Source organism: Micromonospora sp. SL4-19, from assembly GCF_047921475.1.
GTDB lineage: Bacteria > Actinomycetota > Actinomycetes > Mycobacteriales > Micromonosporaceae > Micromonospora.
Genome location: NZ_JBLROB010000029.1, coordinates 50,504 through 76,503 on the forward strand (window position 1 = coordinate 50,504; position 26,000 = coordinate 76,503).

Annotated in this window: 22 protein-coding genes, 1 tRNA gene and 1 riboswitch; of the genes, 14 read left to right on the forward strand and 9 right to left on the reverse strand. The window is 71.2% G+C overall.

Going from position 1 to position 26,000, the window contains the following annotated elements; translation table 11 throughout:
• Positions 1–21 precede the first annotated feature (21 nt).
• Positions 22–107: transfer RNA gene (locus ACNAVT_RS25895), tRNA-Leu, on the reverse strand.
• Between the two features lie 210 nt (positions 108–317).
• Here ACNAVT_RS25895 and ACNAVT_RS25900 point away from each other — a divergent pair.
• From ACNAVT_RS25900 to pknB, 7 genes are read left to right on the forward strand one after another with little or no spacing between them, the layout of a single operon-like run.
• Positions 318–1,106 (forward strand): FhaA domain-containing protein, encoded by a 789-nt coding sequence (locus tag ACNAVT_RS25900; protein ID WP_416299938.1) that lies wholly within the window; start codon positions 318–320, stop codon positions 1,104–1,106.
• 6 nt (positions 1,107–1,112) lie between these two features.
• Positions 1,113–1,598 carry an FHA domain-containing protein gene (locus ACNAVT_RS25905; protein WP_416299901.1) on the forward strand — a complete coding sequence of 162 codons (486 nt, stop codon included), beginning with the start codon at positions 1,113–1,115 and terminating at the stop codon, positions 1,596–1,598.
• Positions 1,595–3,022, forward strand: coding sequence for a BofC C-terminal domain-containing protein (locus ACNAVT_RS25910; protein ID WP_416299902.1), 1,428 nt, complete (start codon positions 1,595–1,597; stop codon positions 3,020–3,022). The genes ACNAVT_RS25905 and ACNAVT_RS25910 overlap by 4 nt, the downstream gene beginning before the upstream one ends.
• 28 nt (positions 3,023–3,050) lie before the next feature.
• Positions 3,051–4,538, forward strand: a complete 1,488-nt coding sequence (locus ACNAVT_RS25915) for an FtsW/RodA/SpoVE family cell cycle protein (protein WP_416299904.1) — start codon at positions 3,051–3,053, stop codon at positions 4,536–4,538.
• Positions 4,535–6,049: a peptidoglycan D,D-transpeptidase FtsI family protein gene (locus ACNAVT_RS25920; protein ID WP_416299906.1), complete on the forward strand. Its 1,515-nt coding sequence runs from the start codon at positions 4,535–4,537 to the stop codon at positions 6,047–6,049. The genes ACNAVT_RS25915 and ACNAVT_RS25920 overlap by 4 nt, the downstream gene beginning before the upstream one ends.
• 1 nt (position 6,050) lies before the next feature.
• Positions 6,051–7,418 (forward strand): serine/threonine-protein kinase, encoded by a 1,368-nt coding sequence (locus ACNAVT_RS25925; RefSeq protein WP_416299907.1) that lies wholly within the window; start codon positions 6,051–6,053, stop codon positions 7,416–7,418.
• Positions 7,415–9,226 carry a Stk1 family PASTA domain-containing Ser/Thr kinase gene (gene pknB / locus ACNAVT_RS25930; protein WP_416299909.1) on the forward strand — a complete coding sequence of 604 codons (1,812 nt, stop codon included), beginning with the start codon at positions 7,415–7,417 and terminating at the stop codon, positions 9,224–9,226. The genes ACNAVT_RS25925 and pknB overlap by 4 nt, the downstream gene beginning before the upstream one ends.
• A gap of 100 nt (positions 9,227–9,326) precedes the next feature.
• Here pknB and ACNAVT_RS25935 read toward each other — a convergent pair whose 3' ends face one another.
• The 4 genes from ACNAVT_RS25935 to ACNAVT_RS25950 all read right to left on the reverse strand — a co-directional run bounded on the left by ACNAVT_RS25935 (position 9,327) and on the right by ACNAVT_RS25950 (position 12,700).
• Positions 9,327–9,977, reverse strand: coding sequence for an aminodeoxychorismate/anthranilate synthase component II (locus ACNAVT_RS25935; protein WP_416299911.1), 651 nt, complete (start codon positions 9,975–9,977; stop codon positions 9,327–9,329).
• A gap of 4 nt (positions 9,978–9,981) precedes the next feature.
• Complete coding sequence (locus ACNAVT_RS25940) at positions 9,982–10,260, reverse strand: hypothetical protein (protein WP_416299913.1); 279 nt, start codon at positions 10,258–10,260, stop codon at positions 9,982–9,984.
• A 2-nt stretch (positions 10,261–10,262) separates the two neighbouring features.
• Entirely contained in the window at positions 10,263–11,828 is a 1,566-nt protein-coding gene (locus tag ACNAVT_RS25945; RefSeq protein ID WP_416299939.1) for a class E sortase, read from the reverse strand.
• A gap of 65 nt (positions 11,829–11,893) precedes the next feature.
• Positions 11,894–12,700 (reverse strand): DUF881 domain-containing protein, encoded by an 807-nt coding sequence (locus ACNAVT_RS25950; RefSeq protein ID WP_416299915.1) that lies wholly within the window; start codon positions 12,698–12,700, stop codon positions 11,894–11,896.
• A gap of 231 nt (positions 12,701–12,931) precedes the next feature.
• On the opposite strand from ACNAVT_RS25950, the gene ACNAVT_RS25955 reads away from it, so the two are divergent.
• Both ACNAVT_RS25955 and ACNAVT_RS25960 read left to right on the forward strand, forming a co-directional pair.
• Positions 12,932–13,195, forward strand: a complete 264-nt coding sequence (locus ACNAVT_RS25955) for a cell division protein CrgA (RefSeq protein ID WP_416299917.1) — start codon at positions 12,932–12,934, stop codon at positions 13,193–13,195.
• 357 nt (positions 13,196–13,552) lie between these two features.
• On the forward strand, positions 13,553–15,796 hold the full coding sequence (locus ACNAVT_RS25960) for a (Fe-S)-binding protein (protein WP_416299918.1): 2,244 nt from the start codon (positions 13,553–13,555) through the stop codon (positions 15,794–15,796).
• A 71-nt stretch (positions 15,797–15,867) separates the two neighbouring features.
• Here the strand turns inward: ACNAVT_RS25960 and ACNAVT_RS25965 are convergent, their stop codons facing one another.
• On the reverse strand, positions 15,868–16,542 hold the full coding sequence (locus ACNAVT_RS25965) for a GOLPH3/VPS74 family protein (protein WP_416299919.1): 675 nt from the start codon (positions 16,540–16,542) through the stop codon (positions 15,868–15,870).
• 121 nt (positions 16,543–16,663) lie between these two features.
• On the opposite strand from ACNAVT_RS25965, the gene ACNAVT_RS25970 reads away from it, so the two are divergent.
• The 3 genes from ACNAVT_RS25970 to ACNAVT_RS25980 all read left to right on the forward strand — a co-directional run bounded on the left by ACNAVT_RS25970 (position 16,664) and on the right by ACNAVT_RS25980 (position 20,156).
• Positions 16,664–17,971, forward strand: coding sequence for a hemolysin family protein (locus ACNAVT_RS25970; protein ID WP_416299940.1), 1,308 nt, complete (start codon positions 16,664–16,666; stop codon positions 17,969–17,971).
• A complete protein-coding gene (locus ACNAVT_RS25975) occupies positions 17,964–18,968 on the forward strand; it encodes a hemolysin family protein (protein ID WP_416299920.1) in 1,005 nt (334 codons plus the stop codon). The genes ACNAVT_RS25970 and ACNAVT_RS25975 overlap by 8 nt, the downstream gene beginning before the upstream one ends.
• Positions 18,969–19,130: 162 nt before the next feature.
• Entirely contained in the window at positions 19,131–20,156 is a 1,026-nt protein-coding gene (locus ACNAVT_RS25980) for an NlpC/P60 family protein (RefSeq protein WP_416299921.1), read from the forward strand.
• A 66-nt stretch (positions 20,157–20,222) separates the two neighbouring features.
• On the opposite strand, the gene ACNAVT_RS25985 is transcribed toward ACNAVT_RS25980, so the two are convergent.
• Positions 20,223–22,265 (reverse strand): N-acetylmuramoyl-L-alanine amidase, encoded by a 2,043-nt coding sequence (locus ACNAVT_RS25985; RefSeq protein ID WP_416299922.1) that lies wholly within the window; start codon positions 22,263–22,265, stop codon positions 20,223–20,225.
• 235 nt (positions 22,266–22,500) lie between these two features.
• Positions 22,501–22,638, forward strand: a riboswitch (cyclic di-AMP (ydaO/yuaA leader).
• A gap of 12 nt (positions 22,639–22,650) precedes the next feature.
• On the opposite strand from ACNAVT_RS25985, the gene ACNAVT_RS25990 reads away from it, so the two are divergent.
• Complete coding sequence (locus ACNAVT_RS25990) at positions 22,651–23,685, forward strand: NlpC/P60 family protein (protein ID WP_416299923.1); 1,035 nt, start codon at positions 22,651–22,653, stop codon at positions 23,683–23,685.
• 55 nt (positions 23,686–23,740) lie between these two features.
• Here the strand turns inward: ACNAVT_RS25990 and dcd are convergent, their stop codons facing one another.
• Positions 23,741–24,319, reverse strand: coding sequence for a dCTP deaminase (gene dcd, locus ACNAVT_RS25995; protein ID WP_416299924.1), 579 nt, complete (start codon positions 24,317–24,319; stop codon positions 23,741–23,743).
• Between the two features lie 78 nt (positions 24,320–24,397).
• Between dcd and ACNAVT_RS26000 the strand changes: the two genes are divergently transcribed.
• Positions 24,398–24,943, forward strand: coding sequence for a pyridoxamine 5'-phosphate oxidase family protein (locus ACNAVT_RS26000; protein ID WP_416299925.1), 546 nt, complete (start codon positions 24,398–24,400; stop codon positions 24,941–24,943).
• Positions 24,944–25,006: 63 nt separating this feature from the next.
• Here the strand turns inward: ACNAVT_RS26000 and ACNAVT_RS26005 are convergent, their stop codons facing one another.
• Positions 25,007–25,990, reverse strand: coding sequence for a zinc metalloprotease (locus tag ACNAVT_RS26005; protein ID WP_416299926.1), 984 nt, complete (start codon positions 25,988–25,990; stop codon positions 25,007–25,009).
• Positions 25,991–26,000 lie beyond the last annotated feature (10 nt).

Sequence of the window (26,000 nt, forward strand, 5' to 3'; positions counted from 1 at the left end):
CTGGTCGCGGAGCCCTCGTAATGGTGGGGAAGGGGGGAGTTGAACCCCCACGCCCTTTCGGGCACACGGACCTGAACCGTGCGCGTCTGCCATTCCGCCACTTCCCCGTGGCCTGACCCGAAACACCGTATCTCATCCCGGTCCCGCCATCTGCGGTGGGTGCCCGGACATATTACGCTGGTCCCCGGTCATCGCCACGAGCGATCACCGTTCGTGGCGGACGAAACTGTAACACGGCCGCAGGGCCCCACACGAACGGGCCGCCGGCGGCCGGCCGAGCGGCGTGTGAGCTGCGGAGGCGGTGTCCGGATACCATCATTGCCTCGGGACCCGAGGAGGAGCCGGTGAGCGTGCTGCAACGCTTCGAGAAGCGTCTGGAAGGCCTGGTAGAGGGGGCCTTCGCCAAGGTCTTCAAAGGGGTGGTCCACCCCGTGGAGATCCTCAACGCCATGCAGCGGGAGGCCGAGGCGCACAAGGCCATCCTGGCTGGTGGGCGCACGTTGGTGCCCAACCGCTACGTGATCGATCTCTCGCCGTACGACCACAGTCGGCTGGCGCCGTACGCTGCCGCGCTGGCCCAGGAGCTGGCCCAGTCGCAGGCGGAGTTCATCGGCGAGCAGGCCTGGACGGTCTACGGCGACGTCATCGTCGAGGTCGAGCGCGGTGAGGGGCTTGACACGGGCATGTTCCGGGTCACCGCGGAGGTCTACACCGGCGGCGACGTCGCCCCGGCCTCCGGGCCCGGTGGCTACGACGCCGGCCCGGCCTACCCGTCGTACGACCAGGGTGGTGGCTACGGCCCGCCGCAGGGGCACGGCGGCGGCCGCAACGTCCGGCTGGTCTCCGGTGACGGCCGTACCTACCCGCTCCAGATGGGCTCGACCGTGATCGGTCGCGGTGACCAGGCCAACCTGCGCCTGCCCGACGTCGGCATCTCCCGGCGACACGCCCGGCTGGACTTCGACGGCGGCCAGGTCGTACTGACCGACCTCGGCTCCACCAACGGCACGATGGTCAACGGCCAGCGCGTCTCCGCCGTCGCCCTCAACCCGGGCGACATGATCCAGCTCGGCACCACCACCCTGACCTTCCGCGTGGACGGCTGACCAGCCTTGCCGGAACTCGTCATCACCGTCGCCCGGTTCGGGTTCCTCATCCTGCTGTGGATCTTCGTGTTCACCGTGGTCGGGGTGATCCGCCGGGACCTCTTCGCGGGTGCCCGGTCGGGTCGGCTGGTGGCCGCGCCGCGCGCGGTCGGAGCCTCGACCGGGCAGGCGGCGAAGCCGGCGAAGGTGAAGCGGGGGAGGGCGGCGCACCAGTTGGTGGTCACGGCGGGCCAGTTGGCCGGCACCCGGATCACCCTGGGCGAGTCCCAGATCACCATCGGCCGGGCCGAGGATTCGACGCTGGTGATCACCGACGACTACGCCTCGGCGCGGCACGCCCGGCTCGTGCCGCGCGACGGGCAGTGGTACGTCGAGGATCTCGGCTCGACTAACGGCACCTACCTGGATCGCGCTAAGGTCACCGGACCGACCCCCGTCCCCCTCGGCGTGCCGATTCGGATCGGCCGCACTTCCCTCGAATTACGGCCATGACTCTGACCCTGCGCTATGCGGCCCACAGTGACCGCGGTCTGATCCGTGACGGTAACCAGGATTCCGTCTACGCCGGGCCGCGGCTGCTCGCCGTTGCCGACGGCATGGGCGGCATGGCCGCCGGTGACGTCGCCAGCAACATCGTCATCGGTGCCATGGCGCCCCTCGACGAGGATGTCCCCGGTGACGCCCTCGTCGATGCGCTGCGTTCGGCCGTCGGCACCGCCAACCAGCAGCTCCGCGACACCGTGGACGCCAACCCGCAGCTGGAGGGGATGGGCACCACGCTCACCGCGACCCTCTTCTCCGGCAGCAAGCTCGGCATGGTTCACATCGGTGACTCGCGGGCCTATCTCCTGCGCAACGGTGAGTTCGCGCAGATCACCAAGGACGACACGTACGTCCAGATGCTCGTCGACGAGGGCCGGATCAGCGCGGAGGAGGCGAGCAGCCACCCCCAGCGCTCGCTGCTCACCCGAGCGCTGGACGGCCGCGACATCGACCCGGAATACAGCGTCCGGCAGGTGCTCCCCGGCGACCGTTACCTGATCTGCTCCGACGGTCTCTCCGGCGTGGTCAGCGCGGACACCATCGCCGACACCATGCGCGGATACACCGATCCGCAGCAGTGCGTCGAGCGGCTGGTGCAGCTCGCGCTGCGCGGCGGCGGCCCGGACAACATCACCGTGATCATCGCCGACGCCACGGACCAGGACATCGTCGAGGCGACCCCGATCGTCGGCGGCGCCGCCGCGCGGGACCGGGGCATGGCCACCTCCGCCGATGTCTCCACCCCGGCGGCCCGCGCCTCGGCCCTCTCCGCCCCCCGGGCGGCCGTGCCGGAGGAGGCGGCGGACCCCCGCGACGACGAGCCGGAGCGGCGTAGGCACCGACCGGTGCGTACCGCCGCGATGCTGCTGGCGCTCCTGGTCATCCTCGGCGGCGGCCTCTTCGGTGGGTGGAGCTACACCCAGCGCCAGTACTACGTCGGTTCCACCGAGGATGGCCGCCTCGCCGTCTTCCGCGGCGTACCGGGCCAGATCGCCGGCCTCGACCTGTCGAGCGTGCACTCGGTCAGCGAGGCCAAGCTGGACGACCTCACCCTGGCCGCGCAGGAGCAGGTCAAGCAGGGCATCCAGGCGCGCAGCGAGCCGGACGCCGAGCGCCGGCTGGCTGAGCTGACCAACGACGACCCGGCCAACCCCAACCTCAAGCCGATGTGTCCGCCGAGCCCGACGGCCGCGCCGGTCACCCCGGCCCCGACCGCCATCGCCCCTACCCCGACCGTCGGCGCCAGCGCCCGCCCGTCGGCCACCGCCACGGCGGACCCGACCAGCCCGCTCGCGCAGACCACCGCGCCCGACACCGCCACCTCCGACTCGGTTCCGCCGGTCGACCCGGCGGGTTGCCGGTCGCCGGAGTGAGCGTCGGCTCGACCCCGAGGACCCAACCGTGACCGCAGCCGCCGTACCGGCAACCTCGCCCGTCTCGACGGGCGAGCAGCCGGGCGTACGCCTGGCCCGGTCCCGGCGTAACGCCGAGCTGTCCCTGCTGCTGCTCGCCATGGTGCTGGTGGCGGCCTACGCGGCGACGGTCGAGGCGAACGTGCTGGACACGGTCACCCCGGATTTCTGGATCCCGGCCGCCGCGTTGGGGCTGGTCTTCCTCGGCCTGCACCTGGTGATCCGCTGGCTGGCCCCCTTCGCCGACCCGGCGCTGCTGCCGGCGGTCGCCCTGCTCAACGGCATCGGCGTGGGCTTCCTGCGCCGCTACGACCTGGCGCTGGCCGCCCCGGCCGATCGGGAGCACCTGGCCATCTTCGCCGGCACCGGCGGTCGGCAGCTGGCCTGGACGCTCATCTCGGTGGTCCTCGCCGCCGGGTTGCTGGCGATCATGCGGGATCACCGCTCGCTCTCGCGGTACGCGTACACCCTGGGGCTCGCCGGCATCGTGCTGGTGATGATCCCGGCGGTGCTGCCGGCCCGCTTTTCCGAGATCAACAACGCCAAGCTGTGGATCCGGGTCGGCGGGTTCCAGATCCAGCCGGGTGAGTTCGCCAAGCTCGCCCTGCTCACCTTCTTCGCGTACTACCTGGTCCGCAAGCGCGAGGTGCTGTCGCTGGCCAGCCGGCGGCTGCTCGGCATCGACTTCCCGCGCGGCCGGGACCTCGGCCCGGTCCTCGTGGTCTGGATGATCAGCATCCTGGTCCTGGTCTTCGAGAAGGACCTGGGCACCTCGCTGCTCTACTTCGGCATGTTCGTGGTGACGCTCTACATCGCCACCGAACGGGTCAGTTGGCTGCTCATCGGTCTGATCCTCTTCTTCGGCGGCGCCTACCTGGCGTACGTCCTGGGCAGCACCGTCGGCGGGCCGTTCGCCAACTTCTACCTCCGCGCGGAGATCTGGCTGGACCCGTTCGGTGACCCGCACGACAAGGGCTACCAGCTCGTCCAGGGCCTGCTCGCGCTCGGCACCGGCGGCCTCTTCGGGGCCGGGCCGGGCGCCGGCCAGCCGACCCTGCTGCCCGAGGTGCAGACCGACTTCATCTTCGCCGGCATCGGTGAGGAGATCGGCCTCTTCGGCCTCTCCGCGCTGCTCGTGGTCTACCTGCTGATCGTCGAGCGGGGGCTGCGGGCCGCGCTGGCGGTACGTGACTCGTTCGGCAAGCTGCTCGCCGGCGGCCTGGCCTTCACCCTGGGTCTCCAGGTCTTCGTCATCGTCGGCGGGATCAGCAAGCTCATTCCGCTGACCGGCCAGACCACCCCGTTCCTCTCCGCCGGTGGTTCGTCCCTGATGGCGAACTGGCTGCTCATCGCGACCCTGCTCCGGGTCTCCGACGGCGCCCGCCGGCCAGTTGCCCCCGGCGGCCCGCTGCCCCGGCCCTCCGGTGGCCGGCCGGAGCAGCTGCACGGTGCCCCCACGGAGGTGATCCGGCCGTGAACGCACCTCTGCGCCGGGTCGGTGTGGTCGTGATGGTCCTCTTCGGGCTGCTTTTCGCGAACCTGAACTGGATCCAGGCCTACAAGGCGGACGAATACCGCAACAGCGACTACAACGGCCGGGTCCAGGTCGCCGAGTACGAGCGCAAGCGCGGCAACATCGAGGTCGGTGGCACCGCGTACGCCCTCAGCAAGGACACCGGCGGCAAGCTCCGGTTCCAGCGCAGCTACCCGAGCGGCGAGATGTACGCGCACGTGCTCGGCTACAAGCCGGTCAACAACGCCGACACCGGCATCGAGCGGCTCGAGAACGAATTCCTCGCCGGGACCAGCGACCAGCTCATCGCCAACCGGGTCAGGGACATGTTCACCGGCGAGCAGACCGGTGGCGGCAACGTGCTGCTGAGCCTCTCCAAGCGGGCCCAGGAGACGGCGTTCAAGCAGCTCCAGAACAACCAGGTCGGGGCGAAGCGGGGCGCGGCGATCGCGATCGACCCGCGGACCGGTGCTGTGCAGGCGCTGGTCTCGATGCCGAGCTTCGACCCGAACCCGCTGGTGAGCCACGACACCGGCGCAGCCGCGGCGGCCTTCAACAAGCTGGAAAAGGACCCGGAGCGTCCGCTGGCCAACCGGGCCCTCTCCGAGACGCTGCCGCCCGGCTCCACCTTCAAGATCGTGGTGGCCGCGGCGGCGCTGGAGAACGGCATCGGCAAGCAGACCACCATCCCGGCCGGGTCGAGCTGGACCCCGCCGACCGCGGGCCAGCCGATCCGCAACGCCGCGGCGTCGATCTGCCCCGGGCCGACCGGCACCCCGGTGACCCTGATGGACGCCGTCACCTACTCCTGCAACACCGGCTTCGCCCAGCTCGGCGTCAGGCTCGGCGCGGACAAGGTCAAGGACAAGGCCCGCCAGTTCGGCTTCGAGCAGGAGGACCTCACGGTCGGGCAACTCGGCGAGGGCGGCCTGCGGGTGGCGGCCAGCCGCACCGGGGACATGCAGAATCCGGACGGGGGCACCGATCCGGCCGCTCTGGCCCAGTCCGCGATCGGGCAGAACAACGTGCGGATGACCCCGCTCCAGGGCGCGCTGATCGCCGCCTCGGTGGCCAACGACGGCAGCCAGATGCGGCCGTACCTGGTCAAGCAGCTGCTCGCCCCGGACCGCACCACCAGCTACTACACCGCCAAGCCCCGCGAGCTGCGCCGGCCGGTGAGCAGCCAGGTCGCCAGCGACCTGCGGGACATGATGGTCAGCGCGGTCAAGAACGGCACCGGCCGGAAGGCCGCCATCGACGGGTACATCGTGGGCGGCAAGACCGGAACCGCCCAGTCCGGCCCGAACACCCCGGACCACGGCTGGTTCATCGGCTTCGCCATGGACAAGAACGGCACCCCGGTCTCCGCGGTCTGTGTGGAGCTGGAGCAGGCCGGTAGCGGTGGTAGCGCCGAGGCGGCCCGGATCGCCGGCCGGATCATGGCGGCCGCCATCGCCGACTCCGGGAGCCGCTGACATGCTCAGCCCGGGAGTGCAGCTCGGCAACCGCTACCGCCTGGACGAGCGGATCGCCAGCGGCGGGATGGGTGACGTGTGGCGCGGCACCGACCAGGTGCTGGGCCGTACGGTCGCGGTGAAGAGCCTGCTCCCGGCCCTGCTCGACGAGCCCGGCTTCGCCGAGCGGTTCCGCGGCGAGGCGCGGACGATGGCCACGATCAACCACCCGGGCGTGGTGGACGTCTACGACTTCGGCAGCGACCAGCAGATCGCCTTCCTCGTCATGGAGTACGTCGAGGGCGACGCGCTCTCCTCGACGCTCAGCCGGGTCGGGCGGCTCACCCCCGCCCGGACCATGGCCCTGCTGGCGCAGGCCGCCGACGCGCTGCACGCCGCCCACGAGAAGGGGATCGTGCACCGCGACGTGAAGCCCGGCAACCTGCTGGTCCGCCCGAACGGCACGCTGGTGCTCACCGACTTCGGCATCGCCCGCTCCGACCTGGTGGGCCAGCTCACCGCCGCCGGCTCGGTGCTCGGCACGGCGTCGTACATCTCGCCAGAGCAGGCCACCGGCGCGGTGGCCACCCCCGCCTCCGACGTGTACGCGCTCGGCGTGGTCGCGTACCAGTGCCTCGCCGGCCGGAGGCCGTTCGAGGGGGACAATCCGCTCGAAATCGCCATGAAGCACGTGCGCGAGGCACCGCGGCCGCTCCCCGCCGACATCCCCCCGCAGGTCAAGGCGATCGTGGAGCGCGCCCTGGCCAAGGACCCGGCGGCCCGCTGGCCGAGCGCTGCCGCCCTGGCCAGCGTCGCCCGGCAGGCCAAGCTCGCCCTGTCCCAGCAGGCGCGTGGTGGTGGCCACCCGCACCCGATCTCCGGCGTGCCGTCCTCGCCTGCCGCGCCGGCAGCCCGGGCGCAGGTCCCGGCGGCGCCGCGACACCAGCCCCACCCGCCCGCGGTGGCCGCCCGCCCGCCGGGCGCGCCGCGTCCGGCCACGGCGGCGCCGCCCGCCCCGCAGGCTCGCCCGCAGGTGGGGCCGCGCGCCGCTGCGGCCGTCCCACCGCCCCGGCAGCACAACCCCCTCGATTACGCCCGGCCGGCGGCCGGCCCGGCCCGGCCGGCCCCCCGCCAGTCCCAGGCCGGGCGCTGGGTGATCGCCATCGTGATGGCCGTACTGGTCGTTCTCTGCTCCGGCGTGATTTCCTACTACTACCGGAAGAACAACGCGGCCGGGGACCCCGGCGCGCTCGCCTCGGTGAGCGTGACCTCCGGCGCGGTGCGGGTACACGGGGGCGACGATCTGGTCCGGACGCCGTACCGTCGTGGGGTACGGCTCCAGCCGACTGGCGGCGAGACGACGACGAGCGAAGGACGAGAGACGCGATGACAGCGCAGGCCCGCCTGCTCGGTGGCAGGTACCAGGTCGGCGAGCTGCTCGGCTACGGCGGCATGGCGGAGGTGCACCGCGGTCGCGATCTCCGACTCGGTCGGGATGTCGCGATCAAGATGCTTCGGGCGGATCTGGCCCGGGACGCCACCTTTCAGATGCGGTTTCGCCGAGAGGCGCAGAACGCTGCCTCATTGAATCACCCCGCCATCGTCGCCGTGTACGACACCGGCGAGGAGACCGCGGCGACCGGCGAGACGCTGCCGTTCATCGTGATGGAGTTCGTCAACGGGCGGACCCTCAAGGAGGTGCTGGGCGCCGAGGGCCGGCTCCAGCCGCGCCGGGCGCTGGAGATCTGCGCCGACATGTGCGCGGCGCTGGAGTTCAGCCACCGGCACGGCATCATCCACCGGGACATCAAGCCGGGCAACGTGATGCTCACCCAGACCGGCCAGGTCAAGGTGATGGACTTCGGCATCGCCCGGGCGCTGGCCAGTGGCGCCACCACGATGACCCAGACCAGCGCCGTCATCGGCACCGCCCAGTACCTCTCCCCCGAGCAGGCGCGCGGCGAGGCGGTCGACGCCCGATCCGACGTGTACGCGGCCGGCTGCGTGCTGTTCGAGCTGCTCTGCGGGCACCCGCCGTTCGTCGGGGACAGCCCGGTCAGCGTCGCGTACCAGCACGTGCGGGAGGCGCCGCCGACGCCGAGCACCATCAACCCGGACGTCAACCCGGCGGTCGACGCCATCGTGCTCAAGGCGCTGTCGAAGAACCCGCTGAACCGCTACCAGAGCGCCGGCGAGATGCGGGCGGACCTGCTCCGTGCCGCCGCCGGCCGCCCGGTGCTGGCCACCCCGGTCATGCCGGCCGAGGAAACCATGCCGATGGCGCCGGCCGGCGCGGCGGCCGGGTACCAGACGCAGGTCATGGGGCCGCAGACCCGGCAGCAGGTCCCGGCCCGAGTCGGCGACCCGCGTAAGCGCAGGAGCTCATCCTGGGTGATCGCCACCTTCGCCGGGCTCGGTGTCCTCGCGGTGATCGCCCTGGCGGCCGCGCTGCTGCTGAACCCGAAGGGCGCCGACAAGGTGCCGGTGCCGCCGCTGCAGGGCAAGAGCCAGGCCGAGGCCGTGGCCGCGATCCAGCAGGCGTCGCTCGTCCCGGTGCCCGGTGAGCAGGTGTTCAACAACACCTGCGAGAAGGACACAGTGTTCAGCCAGAGCCCGGACCCCAACACGCAGCTGGAAAAGGGCCAGAACGTGACGTTCCAGCTCTGCGGCGGCAAGAAGCAGGTCGAGATCCCGAACGTGGTCGGCAACCCGTACGAGAACGCGAAGAGGGAGCTGGAGGGCCTGGGCTTCAAGGTCGACGACCCGGAGTACGTTGACGACTCACAGCAGAAGGGCACGGTGCTCAACACCGACCCCAAGCCGGGCACCAAGGCCGACGAAGGCGCCCTCATCAAGGTGAAGGTCTCCAGGGGCAACATCGTCAAGGTCCCGGACGTTGTCGGCCTCCCGAAGGACGTGGCGGAGAAGCAGCTGAGGAATGCCGGCTACGACGTCAAGACTCTGGACGGCGACGAGGTGGCTCCGGACCAGGCCGGCAAGGTCAGCAAGCAGACCCCAGACGCCGGCTCAAGCCTGGCACGGAAGAAGACGGTGACGATCTACGTGGACGTCCCGCTGACGGAGCCCACCGAGACCCCAAGCCCGACCGAGACGCCGACCGGCCCGCCGACCGGCGGCGGTGGCGGCATTGGGCTGCCCTTCGCGACCACGCCGTCGCCGCGGCCGTCCACCCGTTAGTCGGCGACGCGGCGGTGCGCGGGTGACCCGCGACACCGCCGCGTCGGCGCGACCGGGTGATTCAAGCTGCCCGGTGGGAGGTGACCGGGCGCCGGCCGGGTCAGGCGGTGGCGAACGCGGCGCGGCGCCGGGCGTCCACCTCGGCGGCCAGCTCCGGAGCCCGCTCCAGCGCCTCCGGGAAACCGCACACGGCCAGCCAGTTCGCCAGCATGAGGTGCCCTCCCTCGGTCAGCACCGACTCCGGGTGGAACTGGACGCCCTCGATCGGCAGGGTCCGGTGCCGCATGGCCATGACCACGCCGGAGCCCGTCCAACCGGTGACCTCCAGCTCCGCCGGCAGCGTCTCGGGCAGCACGGCGAGCGAGTGGTACCGGGTGGCGGTGAACGGGTCGGGCAGGCCGGCGAGCACGCCGACACCGTGGTGGCTCACCTCGGAGGTCTTGCCGTGCAGCAGCTCCGGCGCCCGGGTCACCGTCGCGCCGAACGCCTCGCCGATCGCCTGATGGCCGAGGCAGACCCCGAACAGGGGTAGCTTTCCGGCGTATTCCCTGATCACGTCGAGGCAGATGCCGGCGCGGTCCGGGCTGCCCGGCCCGGGCGACAGCAGCACGCCGGCCGCCCCCACCCGGCCCACCTCGGCGACGTCGATCTCGTCGTTGCGCCGGACCTCGCAGTCCACGCCGAGCTGACCGAGGTACTGCACCAGGTTGAAGACGAACGAGTCGTAGTTGTCGATCACCAGGACGCGCATCGGGTCACCTGTTCGGGGTGGAGGGCGGGGCGTTGTTGGTCTCCGTGTCGTACGGGATCTCCTCTTCGGTCGGCGACCCGGTGGGCTCGGTCAGTCCGCCGCCGTCGTCACCGGGTACGCCCGAGTCCTGGGTGACCTGGACGTCGTCGAAGGGGAGCAGCGGCTCGGCCCATGGGAAGACGACGAACCAGAGCAGGGCGACCGCCGCCGCCGCGAGCAGCACCGAACCGGCGAGCTTCCCGGCCAGCCCGAGGGGCAGCTTGCGCCAGATCCACGCGTACATCGTCAGCCCTCCAGCTCGGCCGGGCGACCCGCCGACTTGGCCTGCACGTGGTCCAAGCGGGCGTGGATGATCAGGCGCTGGTAGTTGTCGAACTTGGGGTTGCAGGTGGTCAGGGTGAGCAGCTTCTCGGTCGGCTTCGCGCGCGGCTTGCCCGGGACCGGTGCCACCACCTCGACCTGGGTCGGCTTGACGACCCGCTGCTGGTAGACCTTGTAGATGAGCCACTCGGTCTGGGTCTCGACCACGATGGCGTCGCCGGAGCGCAGCTCGTCCAGCCGCCAGAAGGTGGCGCGGATGCGGTGCCCGGCGACGGAGAAGTTGCCCACCTGGCCCGGCAGGGCGCTCTTCGGGTAGTGACCCGGGGCGTACCGGATGTCGGCCGGGCTGACCCCCTCGACCACCACCCAGTGCTTGTCGAGCTTGGGGATGTAGAGCCCCGCGACGGGCTTGCCCTCAACCGGTGGCTTGGGCTTCGGAGTGGGGCCGGTCGGGGCAACCGTCGGATCGCCTGCCCATTCCTGGGCGAGCTGGCTGTTCAGGTCGTTCTGGTGGGCGTCGACGATCACGGTCTTGCCCCAGATCTCGTATCCGGCGAAGAGGAGCACGACCAGGCCGAAGGTGATCAGCACCTCGCCGCTCGCCCGCACGACGGTACGAAGCCGCGAGCCGACGGTGGGCCGGGTCAGCTCGGAATAGACGCTCTTGTAGCCCTCGCCGGTCTGCTCGGGGCGCAGCTGCACCACCCGCTCGCCGCGACGCGGGCGTGGCGGCTGGGCGGGGGTGTCGGGCACGTCGCCGTCACCGCTGTCCTGGACCGGGGGCACGGCACCCATCAGCGCCGTCGAGTCCAGTGCCGGGTTGGGCGCCGGCCGGCCGGTGACGGCGGGGATCAGGGCGGTCGCCCCCGGGTCCACCGCCGAGCCACCGGGCCGGCTTCCGGCGGGCCGGCGCTCCGGCCGGTTGCCGGCGGGGGGGATGAATGCGGTCGGTGCGTCACCCGGAGCGGCCGGCCGTATCGCGGCGGTCGGGCGGGCGGTGGGCTCGGCGGTGCCCCGGCGGCCGGGTGCCTCCGGGGCGCCACCCGGCCCGGCCGGGCCCGGCCGCCGGTCTGACCGGCCTCCAGGCGGGTTCACGTGCGGGCCGGCCCCGGCCCGGTCCTCGGTCCAGCGGCGGGGCTGCTCGGCGGGACCGTGGCGCCGGGTCGGCTCCGCGGCCGTCCAGGCCCCGGGCGACGGGCGCAGGTCGGGGCCAGTGGCGGGCGGCGGGCCGTCCGGGCGGCCCGGCTCCCGGCCGGAAGACGGTGGACGCCGGTCGTGGTGGGCGACAGCACGCTCCTCCGGCGGGGTCGGCGGCCGTCGCTCGTGGTGGGCGGCCGTGGGCCGCTCCGGACCGGCGGATGCCGGCGGGCCTGCCTGGGAAGCACCGGGCCAGGCCGGCGGCGGCGGGAGGGAAGCCGGCGAGCCGGCGGCCGGGCGGTGGGTGGGCGACCGAGGTGCGGCCGGCTCCGGCCACGGCAGGTCGAGCGCGGGTCGAGCGGGGGCGGGAGCCGGGCGGTCGACCTTCGGCATGAACGCGGTCGGATCCTCGCTGCGGTCGCGGTGGCGCCCGTCCGGTTCCCGGGAGTCGTCCGGCGTCACCTGGCCACCTGCGCGGACTGCAGAGCCGTCGAGTCCTCGAACGCCGGCACGGTGACCGTGGAGACGTTCTCCATGTATCCCAGCTGGTAGTGGTCGACAGCTTCCCTGAACAACCGCACTCCCTCTGAGTCAGCGAGCGCCCGCTGAAGGGCGGCGGGGTCGCCGATTGCCACGATCTTGAAAGGGGGGGAGTAAACCCGGCCGTGCAGCAGCAGGGTGTTACCGACGCAGCGTACCGCGCTGGTGCTGAGCACACGGACATTCATGATTGACATGGCCTCGGCTCCGCCCGCCCAGAGCGCATTCACGACCGCTTGGACGTCGCCCTGGTGGACGACCAGGTCGTCGTAGCTGGCACCTTTGGGCAGGGGCTGGTCGGCCCGCCGGGCCGCGTCGTTCAGCTCGATGGTGACCCCGGTGCCGGTGAGCGCGGTGAATCCGGCAGCCTGCCGGCTGGCGGCGGCCCGGTCCCGCTGCGCCTTGATCGGGCCGTCGGTGTCGGCCAGGGCGGCGGTCTGGTCCTCGACCTCGGCGCGCAGCCGGGCGGCCTTCTGCTCGCTCGCCGCGACCTGCTCACGCCGGGCCTCGATCAACTGGGTGAGCTGGGGCCGGCGGTCCTCCCGCAGCGCGGTGCCGCCTGCGGTGGTCGCGGTCGTGGTGAAGAGCAGCCCGGCTGCGGCGGCGATCACCGGTACGCCGATCGACCAGCCCGGGCGGCGCTGCCATGATCGCCTGGGAAGCAGCACGGCGGTCGCCCGCCGGAGAACCTTCCGCCAGGAGGCGGCGCCGGATGTGTACTCCACCGGGCGTTCCCCTTCCCGTCGTCTCGTTCCGGCCCGCGATGACGCGAACCGGGGTGCTCGACCCGAAAAGTCCCACCCTTTTCGGTCACTCCGTGCACCGGCCTGACCCCATTCGTGGCCTGGACGGTCAGTCCGGACTACGCTAGCTGTCGAACATTATTGGCCATGGACCGTCGCCCTCGCGCCCGGTTGTCAGGCCGGACGAGGTCGTACCCCCCTCTGGAGAGCGTCGTGCCCAAGTCTCAGGTCCGCAAGAAGAAGGTGTACACCCCGCCGACGGACGTGCGTCCAACGGCGACCGCGGCGACGCGCAAGCCTAGCCCGGTCTGGCTGCCCGTCACCGCCGTCGCGTTGATCGTTGTCGGAATCGGTTGGCTGGTCACCTACTACCTCTCTGAGCAGGCTTATCCGGTCCTGTCGTGGGGTTACTGGAACCTCGCGGTGGGCTTCGGTGCGATGGTCGCCTCGCTGGTCCTGCTCTCCCGCTGGCGCTGACCAGGTCGACGGTCGGCCCGGTTTCCCGTGCGGAGGCCGGGCCGTCGCCCTGCCCCGCCCGGGTCGCCCTCCACTGACCGATTCCGCCGCGCCCGCGCATGGATGTACGTCACGCCGCGACGCCCCTGCCCGGCACGTGCAGCCCGGTCCACCTAAGGTGTCGGCAGGGCGGCGTGGCCAGGTGCGAGATGACTCACGTTACTGATGGGTAACCTTGCGCGTAGGCTGCACTGCATGACCGAGCGGAGCGAGGTCATCGGCCGGTCGGGTCAGGGTGACGGCGGAATGCCGGCCACGCCCTGAACCGTCCCCGGTCGCCGAGCCGCTCGACAGGCAGCAGACCGGGAGGCCAACTCGATGGGCAGCGTCCAGATCGTCACCACGATCCTCGCGGCCGCCATCACCGCCGTGGCGGTGGGGCTTGCGGTACGCGCGGTCATGAAGATGGTGGCAGTCATCCGGCTCGGGCAACCGGCGCCGGAGCGTTTCACCGACAAGGGCGCCCGCACGAGCAAGATGCTGGTGGAGACCGCCGGTCACACCCGCATGCTCAAGTGGAGCGTGGTCGGCGCCGCGCACTGGTTCGTGATGGTCGCGTTCATCGTGCTGTCGCTGCTGGTGCTCGAGGCGTACTTCGAGGTGGTGACCCCCGGCGGCGGCCTTCCGATCATCGGACACTGGACGATCTTCGGCCTGGCCACCGAGATCATCGGCGTCTTCGGTCTGATCGGCATCCTGGTGCTGATGGCGATCCGGCTGAGCAACCGGCCCGCCCGGCCCGGCCGCCGTTCCCGGTTCACCGGCTCCACCATGTGGCAGGGCTACTTCGTCGAGTGGGTCGTGCTGCTGGTCCTGATCTTCGGCTTCCTCATCCGGGGCTTCAAGGTCGCCACCGACCACTTCGAGTACCCGGTCTGGGCCACCCCGGTCAGCCACGCGATCGGCAACACGCTCCCGGCCTGGGAGGCCGGTGTCAGCGTCGCCGGCCTCGTCAAGATCGCCATCTCGATGACCTGGCTCATCGTGATCTCGCTGAACGTGACCATGGGCGTCGCCTGGCACCGCTTCCTGGCGTTCCCCAACATCTTCTTCAAGCGCGACCCGGAGAAGCCGGCCGGGTCCGGCCTCGGCCCGCTGCGGCCGATGATGAGCAACGGAAAGCCGCTCGACTTCGAGGAGGCCGACCCGGAGAAGGACCAGTTCGGCGTCGCCCAGGTCGAGCAGTTCACCTGGAAGGGCCTGCTGGACTTCAGCACCTGCACCGAGTGCGGCCGCTGCCAGTCGCAGTGCCCGGCCTGGAACACCGGCAAGCCGCTGTCGCCGAAGCTGCTCGTGCTGAGCCTGCGCGATCACGCCTACGCCAAGGCCCCGTATCTGCTGGCCGGCGGGGGCAAGGACCTGACCGGCGAGGAGAAGGCCACGCAGGAGCAGCTCGCCGGCGTCGACGTGTTGGCGCTGGCCGAGGCGGACCGGCCGCTGATCGGCACCGCCGAGGAGGGCGGCGTCATCGACCCGGACGTGCTCTGGTCCTGCACCACCTGCGGCGCCTGCGTCGAGCAGTGCCCGGTGGACATCGAGCACGTCGACCACATCGTCGACATGCGCCGCTACCAGGTGCTGATCGAGTCGAGCTTCCCGTCCGAGGCCGGCGTCATGCTGCGCAACCTGGAGAACAAGGGCAACCCGTGGGGTGCCCCGCAGAACACCCGCGAGGACTGGACCAAGGGCCTGGGCTTCGAGGTGCCGCGGGTCGGCGAGGTCGAGGACTTCGAGTACCTGTTCTGGGTCGGCTGCGCCGGCGCGTTCGAGGACCGGGCCAAGAAGACCACCCGCGCGGTGGCCACGCTACTCAACGAGGCCGGCGTAAAGTTCGCCATCCTGGGTGAGGGCGAGACCTGCTCCGGCGACCCGGCCCGCCGGATCGGCAACGAGTTCGTCTTCCAGATGCTCGCCCAGCAGAACGTCGAGACGCTGAACGAGGCGTTCGAGGGCCGGGAGAAGAGCAAGCGCAAGATCGTCGCCACCTGCCCGCACTGCTTCAACACGCTGGGCAACGAGTACGGGCAGCTCGGCGGCGAGTTCGAGGTGGTGCACCACACCCAGCTCCTGGCCCACCTGGTCGCCACCGGCAAGCTCACCCCGGTGCAGCCGGTCGACGGCGGCCTGACCTACCACGACCCCTGCTACCTGGGTCGGCACAACCGGGTGTTCACCCCGCCACGCGAGGTGCTGGGCGCCGCCCTCGGCGGCGCCCCGGGTGGCGCAGCCGCCGCCTCCGCTGCGGGCCGCGACAGCGGCCTGATCGAGATGCCGCGTAACAGCGAGCGCTCCTTCTGCTGCGGTGCCGGCGGTGCCCGGATGTGGATGGAGGAGAAGATCGGCAAGCGGATCAACGTGGACCGGGTCGAGGAGGCCATGTCCACGGGGGCGAAGACCATCGCGGTCGGCTGCCCGTTCTGCTCGACGATGTTGAACGACGGGGTCAACGGCAAGGGTGCCGGCGAGCAGGTCGAGGTGATCGACGTGGCCAGCGTGCTGCTCCGCTCCGTCAAGCCGGAGAGCGCCCACGGCGGCAAGGAGGCCGAGCCGGTCGCCGGCTGAGGCGTACGCCGGGACGACCTGAGCCGCGACGGCGGTGGCACCCCCAGGGGTGCCACCGCCGTCCTGGTCCGTCAGCTGCTCGCCACGATGGCGGCCGCGGTGGCTGCGGTGGTGGCGGCCAGCAGCGCGGCCTGCGTCTGCTCGATCGCCTTCTTCGTCGCCGCGGATGCCCAGTCGCCCGCGGCGATCTCGTCAAGGCGGGTCTTGAGCCGCTCCTTCGGCACCTCGCGGAAGAGGCGGCGGTCCAGTCCCACCGCCCGGGTCAGCGCCAGCAGCCCCGCCGTCCGGGCATCCACCGCGCCGTCGCTCATCAACGCGGCAGTCATCCGCTGCCGGGCCGCCGCCTCCGCCGGCGGCTCTGCCGCGTTCGGAGACGGATAGCGGGTGCGTGGGAAGACCCCGAGCACCCGGTCCTCCTCGCGGCGCAGCACGCCCGCCGCGACGAGGCCTGCCAGCACCTGGTCGGGTAGGCCCTTGGCCAGGCGCGGGATCCAGTCCTTCGGGCTGCGTCGCCGCCGGTCCGCGCCGATGGTGGCGAGGGCGGTGTCGAGCAGCGGCTGCCCGGTCGGGGCGGGATCGCGGACCACGAGCCGGTCGTCGGCCAGGTCAACGCGCTGGGCGAGCGCCAGCTCGACCAGCACGGCGCCGGCCAGGCCGTGGTCGAGGGCAGGTCGGCCGAGCCGGTTGACCCCGGCGTCGTCGTACGCGAGCAGGACGAGTTCATCGGCGAGCGTGAGTGGATCCATGCCCTCACGCTACAGCGGGGTCTCCACCCCGCGCTTGGCGAAACTCGTGCGCCGGGCACACCCGTGGGAGAATCCCGTCCGAGGTGAGGCGAAAATCGACGGCCTGTTGGTCACCGCGCTGTTGCCCCTGATCGGCTTCGTCCTGCTGACCGCCGGCAACGCGTTCTTCGTCGCGGCCGAGTTCGCCCTGGTGACCGTCGACCGTGCGGAGATCGACCGGCGGGCCGGCGAGGGCGACGGCCAGGCCGTCACCGTACGCCGGGCGCTGCGCGAGCTCTCCTTCCAGCTCTCCGGGGCGCAGCTCGGCATCACCATCACCGCACTGCTCACCGGCTACCTCGCCGAGCCGGCCCTGGCCCGGATCTTCGCCCCGCTGCTGCGCCCGGTCGGCGGCGCGGAACGGTTCAGCGGGCTGCTCGCCCTGGCGCTGGCCACGCTGATCTCGATGCTCTTCGGCGAGCTGGTGCCCAAGAACCTGGCGCTGGCCCGGCCGATGCCGGCAGCGCTCAGCACCGCCGGGCCGATGCGGGCCTTCGCCCGGACGTTCGGCTGGCTGATCCGGTTGCTCAACAACTCGGCGAACCGACTGGTCCGCCGGCTCGGTGTGGAGCCGCAGGAGGAGCTGGCCAGCGCCCGGTCCCCGGAGGAGTTGGGGCTGCTCGCGGCGATCTCGGCCCGCGCCGGCGCGCTGCCCCCCGACACCGCGATGCTGCTGCGCCGGACCATCCGTTTCGGCGACAAGCGGGCCGCCGAGGCGATGACCCCCCGGGTGGACGTGATCGCGCTGCGGGCCACCGCCACGGTCGCCGAGCTACTGGACCTGTCCCGGGAGACCGGCCGTACCCGGTTTCCGGTCTACGAGGAGACGCTGGACCTGGTCACCGGGGTCGCCGGGGTGCCGGATGCGCTCGGCGTGCCGCTGGCGCGCCGGGCGGCGACGACCGTCGCCGCGGTCGCCCGCGAGCCGGTGTACGTCCCCGAGAGCCTCGATCTCGACGGCGTGCTCGCGGCGCTGAAGAGCGCCGGCGCGGACCTGGCGATCGTGGTCGACGAGTACGGCGGCACCGACGGCGTGGTGACCGTGGAGGACCTGGTCGAGGAGCTGGTCGGCGAGATCGCCGACGAGTTCGATCCGGACGCGGTGGACGACCTCGGGCCGGTCGAGCTGACCGTGCCGGGCGGCGAGCGCACCGTCCTGGTGGACGGGGTGCTGCGCGAGGACGAGCTGATCGAGCAGACCGGCTTCCGGCTGCCCGAGGGGCCGTACGAGACCCTGGCGGGCTTCCTGATGGCCCGGCTCGGGCACATCCCGGTCCCCGGGGAGACCGTCGAGGACGGCGGGTACGAGTTCACCGTCGTCGAGGTCGAGCGGCACCGCGTCGAGCAGGTCCGGGTGGTCCGCCCCGAGGAGCCTGACGACGATGCCTGAGCTGCTGGTCGCGGTCCTGCTGCTGCTCGGCAACGCCTTCTTCGTGGGCAGCGAGTTCGCGTTGATCGCCTCCCGCCGTACGGTGATCGAGCCGCTCGCGGCGGGCTCCAAGCGGGCCCGGTGGGCGCTGGCGGCGATGAACCAGATCCCGCTGATGATCGCCGGAGCGCAGCTCGGCATCACGGTCTGCTCGCTCGGCCTCGGCGCGATCGCCGAACCGGCGTTGGCCCACCTGTTTGAGGCGCCGTTCGAGGCGCTCGGCCTGCCGGCCTCCGCGGTGCACCCGGTGGCGTTCGTGATCGCCCTGGGCGTGGTGGTCTTCCTGCACACCGTGGTCGGCGAGATGGTGCCGAAGAACATCACCCTGGCCGGCCCGGAGCCGTCGGCGCTCTGGCTCGGTCCGGCGATGCTGGCGTTCTGCCTGGCCACCAAGCCGCTGCTGCTGGCCATGAAGTGGTCGGCGCGGCAGGTCCTGCGGTGGTGGCGGATCGAGGCGACGGACGCCGTGAAGACGGTGTTCACGGCGGAGGAGCTGGCCGGCCTGGTCTCCCAGGCGCGTACCGAGGGGTTGCTGGACGCCGAGGAGCACGCCCGGATCACCGGCGCGCTGGCGCTGCACAGCCGTACGGCGGCGGATGCGCTGCAGCCCTGGTGGACGGTGACCACGGTGGCCGAGGACGTCTCGCCGGCCTCGCTGGAGGTGCTGGCGACGCGTACCGGCCGGTCGCGTTTTCCGGTGGTGCAGCGGTCCACCCGAAGGGTCCTCGGCTTCGTCCATGTGAAGGACGTGCTCGGGTACGCGGGCGCGAGCCGCCGGGCGCCGGTGCCCGCCGAGGTCTACCGGCCGCTGGCGGTGGTGCCGCCCGATCGCACGCTGGCCGACCTGCTGCTCTCGATGCGCCGCGAGCGACGGCACATGGTCCTGGTGAGTGACGGCCGCCGACCCCTGGGCGTGGTGACCCTCGACGACGTATTGACCGCAATCGTTGGAAAGTAAATGAATACCCTTGGTACTCAAGCGATCGCGCAGAGGTGATTGAGCAAAAGGTCGCCTTGATTCAACCCCTTGCCTTCCCTAATGTGGGGCACCGACCGCTGTGGTCGTCTGCCTCGACCTTCCCTCTCGCGAGGCGCCCGGCGGTCGGTTGCAAAGGAGTCCGTGCCGGTGGCAACCCTGCCCCCCGATAGCCACGCCCCGAGCCAGCCGCCCCTCCGACCGGTCGGAGCCCGCCGGGTAGTACGCCGTCTCCTCACCCTGGTCGCGGCCGTCGCGGTCGGTGCCGGGCTGCTGGCGGCGCCGGCGCACGCGGCGCCGCCGACCGTGGATGAGATCGACGCGCAGATCGACAAGCAGTGGGAAAAGCTCGAACCCACCATCGAGAACTACAACAAGGTCCGGTCCCAGCTCAAGGTCAACAAGAAGAAGTCGGCGGACCTTCAGAAGAAGATGGTGCCGCTGGAGCTGGAGTCGGCCCTGGCGATGAACCGGGTCGGCGACATCGCCGCCCACTACTACATGCGCGGCCCCTCGCAGGAGATCGGCGCCCTGCTGGTGAGCAGCAAGCCGGGCGTCCTCGGTGAGCAGCTCGTCATGCTCGACCGGCTGGCCCAGCAGCAGCGAAAGCAGATCGCCGGCGTGCTCGCCACCCGCGACAAGTACAACCGCCAGAAGCAGAAGCTGGACGCGCTCATCGCCGAGGAGATCAAGCAGCAGGACGAGCTGGCGGCGACGAAGAAGCAGATCGACGCCGAGATCAAGCGGCTGACCGCGATGCTGCCGAAGACCTCGGTACGCGTCGAGGGCTGTCCGAAGATCGACGGTGTGCTCGGCAGCGCCGCCCAGACCGCTATCAAGACGGCCTGCGCCCAGGTCGGTGACCCGTACGTGTGGGGTGCCACCGGCCCGAACTCGTTCGACTGCTCCGGCCTCACCCAGTACGCCTACAAGGCGGCCGGGATCTCGCTGACCCACTTCACCGGCGCGCAGTGGAAGGAGGGCAGGGCCATCGCCCGGGCCGACGCCCGCCCCGGTGACCTGGTCTTCTTCGGCTCCGATCTGCATCACGTCGGCCTCTACCTCGGCAACGGGCTGATGGTGCACGCACCCCGGACCGGCAAGCCGGTTCAGGTGAGCAACATCAACAACCAAGGGTCAGGGATTGCCGGCTTCCGCCGGCCCTACTGACCCTTTCGCCCAGCACGAAGGCCCCCGGTCCAAGAAGTGGACCGGGGGCCTTCGGCGTCAGGTCGGTCAGGCGGGCGAGCCGACCGCGCCCGGCAGGATCTGCACGTCGTCGAGGTTCACGTACATCACCCGATGGCCGAACTGGACCTGCACGTACTGGTTGGCGCCGCGGACCACAGTCCGGTCACCCGGCACCGAACCGTCGAACGAGACGGCCCGGTAGTACTCACCCGGCAGGATGCCGCCGACCGCGTACCGCTGGCCCGCCGGGAAGGTGTACTGCAGCGGCGAGATGGCCTGGTACGGGATGGTGGCCGGGTAGGCCGCCCGCTCCGGGTAGGCGCGCCCGTAAACCGGAATGGTGGTCTTGCCCGGCTTGGGGGTCACCACGAAGCCGTTCGCCCACTTCGCCGTCGGCGCCGAGGCCGGGTTGTAGAACCACGCCTTCTGGCCGAGGTACCAGATCGCCGTCCAGTCGCCCTGGATGCCGGCGAGGGCGTACGTCTGACCGGCCGAGGCGCGGGCGCCGTGATCCTTGATGAACATGGTGTTCGGCTTGCCGTTCGGCTGCAGCCCCAGGTCATTGACCAGCGGCGCGGCCGGACTGGGTGCGGTGCGCAGGATGACCGAGGAGGAGCCGCGCAGCGGGCAGGGCTCGGCCGTCGGGGGCGCACCTTCTCCCGGTGGGAATGGAGGCTGCTGGTTGCAGCCGTAGAAGGCCGGCTGGTTGCTGGCGTACGCCGGGTCGATGGTGACCAGGCCGGTGTTCGGGGTGCCGGTGCCCTTGAACGGCGCCTTCATCAGGTCGAAGTAGTGCGACCAGTCCCAGTACGGGCCCGGGTCCCAGTGCATCCCGGCCACGTTTCCGGCGGTGATGCCGGGGACGTTGTCGTGGCCCAGGATGTGCTGCCGGTCCAGCGGGATCTGGAACCTCAGCGCCAGGTGCCGGACCAGCTTGGCCGAGGTCCGGTACATCGCCTCGGTGTACCAGGTGCCGTGACCGGCGAAGCCCTCGTGCTCGATGCCGATGGACTTGGCGTTGACGTACCAGTTGCCGGCGTGCCAGCCGACGTTCTTCGCCTTGATGTGCTGGGCGACGTAACCGTCCACCGAGCGCAGCGTGTAATGCCAGCCCAGGTAGGTCTTGTCCTGGACCAGCTTCACGCTCGGGCCGAAGTAGCCCTCGGTGTCGTGGATGACGATGTACTCGATCTTCTGCTGGGCAGGCCGGTCGCCGAGGTCGTGGTTGCCGTAGTCGCCGGAACCCGGGCCGTACTTCGCGTAGGGCGCGGGGACCCACTCGCAGGCGAGGCGGACCGGGCACTCCAGGCCGTCCGGCCGCTCGGCGCGGCGCAGCCCGAGCTTGTGCAGCCCGGACTGGTCCGGCGTCACGGTGGTGGCCACGAGGGTCACCTGCTGGCCGTCGTCGGTGGTCCGGCTGGCCCCCTGGCCGATCTGGTCGTACACCTCGTCGGCGAAGGCCGCCGCGGCGTCCTCGGTGTCCGCGCCGGAATACCGGGCCACCGCGCCGTACCAGGCCGCCGGGTCGCTGCCGGCGCCGACCGCGCCGCCGAGCGCCTTCTGGTACGACGCGAGCAGCGCCGCCCCGCCCCGGATGTTGGCGGCGGCGTCGGTGCGCAGCGTCTCCGCCGCGATGCCGGTGAGCGTGGCGGCGGCGTCGACGGTCTGCAGGGATGCCTGCGGCAGCACGTCACCGCTCGGCCGCGCCGCGATCGCGGGGTCGAGGGCCAGCGGTCGGGAGTCGTCGCCCCGGGGGTCCTCGTTCTCGTCGACGTGGGCGCTGGACGGGGTCGAGGCGACCTGCTCCGCGTCGGTCAGGTGCATCGGCCCGTAGCCGCCGCTGGTGCTCGGCTGGCCCAGGTGGGTGTCCCAACGGGACTCCAGGTACGAGACGCCGAGCAGGACGCTGTGCGGCACGCCGTACTCCGCGGCCGCCGCGGAGTACTGCTGCTGTCGGTCGGTTGGTTCGGTGGTCCCGGTGGTGAGTGGCTCGGCGGCCACCGGACCGGTGGTCACGATGGCGGTGGCCGCCGCGACGGCGGCGGCCAGCAGTATCCGTCTGCGCGAGGGCAGGCTTGAGAGGTGCATGGAACCTCCGGATCGGGATGGGGGTCACTGCTTCCTCAAGCTCACTCCGCGCATGGCTCCCGGTCAATAGCTTTCCAGGTAATGATGTGTCCCGAAAGAAATCTTCATCGCCTTGGGCGGGTTCGCGAATTTACGTACGGAGTGTCACGGCGTCGCGGGTTGCGGATTGATAACGGCGGTCCCTACTCTGGTCAATCGTCGACCGGTAGGTTCACCGTCCAACCCGGGTGGTGACGGTCGGACACCGCCGAGTCGCCTCCGGGCGAGCCGGGGACCCAGGTATCTGGGGTGAATCCGCACCGCGGTGCGGTAGGGCGGCTCCCTTCCCGCCCGAACCCGTCAGCTAACCCGGTAGGCGGTCACGCAAGAAGGAGTACGGAGCCCGGTGGCATACCATGCCCCGCGGCCACCGTCGGTCCGGTCGGTCGACCGGTCGACGGCTGCGCCGCGTTCACGCTGGTCCCGCATCACCACCGCCCTCGCCGCACTGGTCGGCACCGCCGTCGTCCTGACCGGTGGCGCCACAGCGGCCCACGCCGATCCGTCAGTCACCGAGATCGAGCGCCAGATCGACCAGGACTGGAACAAGCTCGAACCGATCATCGAACAGGTCAACGCCACCCGCGAGAGCCTCGCCGCCAAACGTAAGCAGGCCACCGCGCTGGCCAAGCAGATCGCCCCGCTGCAGGCCCAGGTCGACCAGGCCCTCGGGCAGGTCGGCGGCCTCGCCGCCGACGCGTACAAGGGTGACAACCTCTCCACGGTGAACGCGCTGCTGGGCAGCCAGTCGCCGGGCGAGATGGTCGACAGCCTGGAACTGCTTGACCGCTTCGCGCACCGCCAACAGCAGCAGGTGCAGGCCGTGGCCGACCTGCGCGACCAGTTGGCCGCGAAGAAGAAGCCGCTGGACGACATGATCAGCCAGCTGGCCCGTACCGAGGCCCAGCTCGCGGCCAAGAAGAAGCAGATCGACGCCGAGATCGCCCGGCTCCAGAAGCTGCGGCTCAAGGTGTACGGCAACGGTGGCGGCGGGCCGCTGCGCCCGGCGCCGTGCCCGGCCGGCTACCCGGGTGGTCCCGCCGGGGTGGCGGTCAAGTTCGCCTGCGCCCAGATCGGCAAGATCTACGTCTGGGGTGCCGCGGGCCCGGACCACTACGACTGCTCCGGGCTGACCATGGCGGCCTGGGACAAGGCCGGGGTCTCGTTGCCGCACAACGCGCGGCAGCAACACGACGTCACCCGGCGGGTCAGCCGCAGCGAGCTGCGCCCCGGCGACCTGGTCTTCTACTACAGCGACCTGCACCACGTCGCGATGTACGTCGGCGGCGGCTGGGTGGTGCACGCCTCCCAGTCCGGCAAGCCGATCACGATGAAACGCGTCGAGGACGGCCAGATCAACAGCTACGGCCGCCCAGGCTGAGGTGCGGGCAGGGCCCCTTCTTAGGAAGGGGCCCTGTTGGCAGCCGGCGGCTTGCTCAGCGGGTGGGCCAGGTGCGCCAATTCTGCCAGGAGCGGCTCGCGGTGGGCCCGCGCTGCCCCTGGTAGCGCGATCCGTAGACCTCGGAGCCGTACGGGTGCTCGGCCGGCGAGGAGAGCCGGAAGATGCAGAGCTGTCCGATCTTCATGCCCGGCCAGAGGGTGATCGGCAGGTTCGCCACGTTGGACAGTTCCAGCGTGACGTGCCCGGAGAAGCCTGGGTCGATGAAGCCGGCGGTCGAGTGGGTGAGTAGCCCGAGCCGGCCCAGGCTGGACTTGCCCTCGAGCCGCCCGGCGAGCTGGTCGCCCAGCGAGATCACCTCGAGCGTGGAGGCGAGCACGAACTCGCCCGGGTGCAGCACGAACGGCTCACCCTCGGGCACCTCCACCATCGAGGTCAGCTCGTCCTGCTGAACGGCCGGGTCGATGTGCGTGTAGAGGTGGTTGTTGAAGACCCGGAAGAGCTTGTCCAGGCGTACGTCGATGCTGGACGGTTGCACCAGCGTAGGCTCGAAGGGCTCCAGCGCGAGCGCGCCCGCCTTGATCTCGGAGACCAGGTCGCGGTCGGAGAGCAGCATCGGAACACCATAGCGACCAGTACGCGTGAACTGCGTGTCGGACCACATTTTCGTACGCCTGTTCGATAGAATGTCCGCATGGCTTCCTGGTCCGAATTCGCCGCCGACGAGCCCCGACTCGCCGGCGAGATCCGCCTTCTCCTGCAGCAGTACGGGCCGGGTTTCGGCTACCTCGCCACGGTCCGCGCCGACGGCGGCCCCCGGGTCCATCCGGTGTCCCCGGTCATCACCGACGACGGGCTCTACTGCTTCGTCATCGACTCGCCGAAGCGCCGCGACCTCGAGCGCGACGGCCGCTACGCGCTGCACTCGTTCCCGCCCGAGGAGAGCGACGACGAGGCGTACGTCGCGGGTCGCGTTCGCACGGTGACCGACCCGGCCACCGTGGCCCGGGTGGCCGAGATCGGCCGGGCCGCGCCACAGGTTGACTGGCGGCTGTTCGAGTTCACTGTCGACGTGGCGATGCTGACCCGGCGCGACCAGGCCATTCACCCCGGCGAGGGCCGGCCGCAGGTGCGGGTCTGGCTCGACCCGCAGGCGACCGGCTCGACCCGACAGGCGGCCGCCCCTCCCAAGGCCCGGCGTGGTCGCCACGGCTTTGACACCCGCCGCCCGGCCGCCTGAGGCCGCAAAGCCGGTGCCGGCCCCGTCGATGAGGGGCCGGCACCGGCTTGCCGTGCTGGGCTGCTACGCCGCGCGGTAGGCGTTCCACGCGGTCAGCATCCGGCTCGCCTGACCAGGAGTGAACTGGTACATGCATGAGTCGTAGGTGTAGTCCATGAAGTTGGTGATCGGGTCCAGGCCGGCCGTGGCGCAGGTGTCCCGCCCGGTCGGGCACTGGTATGCCGGCGACGCCTCAGCCGGGGTGTCGGAGACGCCGTCGCCCGAGCCGGAGCAGCCACCCTGGAAGGTGTGGTAGAGGTTCAGCCAGTGGCCGATCTCGTGGGTGCCCGTGTCGCCCTGGTTGTAGTTGGTGGCAGTGCCGCCGGGCAGCGACTCGCTGAGCACGACCACGCCGTCCATCTTGTCCAGCTGCTTCTTCGGGAAGGTCGCCCAGCCGAGCAGTCCGTCGCTCAGCTCGCCCAGGTACATGTTCAGGGTGTTCTTGCCACCCTCGCGCAGGGAGGTCTTCATGGACCGCTCCGCCGACGAGCCCGAGATGATCGGGTACCAGGACGGGTTGGTGACCCGGTTGATCTTCTGAAGCTGGAACCCGAAGGCGGTGGCGGCGCCACCGGTCCCACCGCTGTAGGCCTGGTTCAGCACGCTGATCTGCTGGTTGATCATCGAGTCCGGGATGTTGCCACCGGCCCGGGTGCTGTCCCGCTGGATGACGTGGACGACCACCGGGATGGTCACGGTCGCCAGGGGCGCGGCTCCGGCGCCGGCCCGGAACCTGGCCCGCTCGGCCACCACGGCTGCGAGGTCCGCCTCGCGCTCGCGCACCTGCGCGGCGGTCAGCTCGTTCGGCTCGTGCTTGGCGTGCGCGCCAGCCTTCACCCGGGCGTCCGAGTGGACGTCTGCCGGCTCGACGCAGCTCCGCGCCGGGGCGGCGGAGAAGGCCGAAGCGGCCGGGACGACCCCCACCGCGGCGGTGCTGAGCAGCAGCGCGAGGGTCGTCGACGCGACGCCGGCGGTACGCCGGGTCAGCAGGTTGGGACGGAGTCCCATGGGCCCACCT

Excerpts from the sequence above, each read along its gene's own strand:
- ACNAVT_RS25910 (WP_416299902.1), top strand. The coding sequence starts at position 1,595 with ATGACTCTGACCCTGCGCTATGCGGCCCACAGTGACCGCGGTCTGATC.
- ACNAVT_RS25925 (WP_416299907.1), top strand. The coding sequence starts at position 6,051 with ATGCTCAGCCCGGGAGTGCAGCTCGGCAACCGCTACCGCCTGGACGAG.
- pknB (WP_416299909.1), top strand. The coding sequence starts at position 7,415 with ATGACAGCGCAGGCCCGCCTGCTCGGTGGCAGGTACCAGGTCGGCGAG.
- ACNAVT_RS25935 (WP_416299911.1), bottom strand. The coding sequence starts at position 9,977 with ATGCGCGTCCTGGTGATCGACAACTACGACTCGTTCGTCTTCAACCTG.
- ACNAVT_RS25940 (WP_416299913.1), bottom strand. The coding sequence starts at position 10,260 with ATGTACGCGTGGATCTGGCGCAAGCTGCCCCTCGGGCTGGCCGGGAAG.
- ACNAVT_RS25945 (WP_416299939.1), bottom strand. The coding sequence starts at position 11,828 with ATGCCGAAGGTCGACCGCCCGGCTCCCGCCCCCGCTCGACCCGCGCTC.
- ACNAVT_RS25960 (WP_416299918.1), top strand. The coding sequence starts at position 13,553 with ATGGGCAGCGTCCAGATCGTCACCACGATCCTCGCGGCCGCCATCACC.
- ACNAVT_RS25965 (WP_416299919.1), bottom strand. The coding sequence starts at position 16,542 with ATGGATCCACTCACGCTCGCCGATGAACTCGTCCTGCTCGCGTACGAC.
- ACNAVT_RS25975 (WP_416299920.1), top strand. The coding sequence starts at position 17,964 with ATGCCTGAGCTGCTGGTCGCGGTCCTGCTGCTGCTCGGCAACGCCTTC.
- ACNAVT_RS25985 (WP_416299922.1), bottom strand. The coding sequence starts at position 22,265 with ATGCACCTCTCAAGCCTGCCCTCGCGCAGACGGATACTGCTGGCCGCC.
- dcd (WP_416299924.1), bottom strand. The coding sequence starts at position 24,319 with ATGCTGCTCTCCGACCGCGACCTGGTCTCCGAGATCAAGGCGGGCGCG.
- ACNAVT_RS26000 (WP_416299925.1), top strand. The coding sequence starts at position 24,398 with ATGGCTTCCTGGTCCGAATTCGCCGCCGACGAGCCCCGACTCGCCGGC.
- ACNAVT_RS26005 (WP_416299926.1), bottom strand. The coding sequence starts at position 25,990 with ATGGGACTCCGTCCCAACCTGCTGACCCGGCGTACCGCCGGCGTCGCG.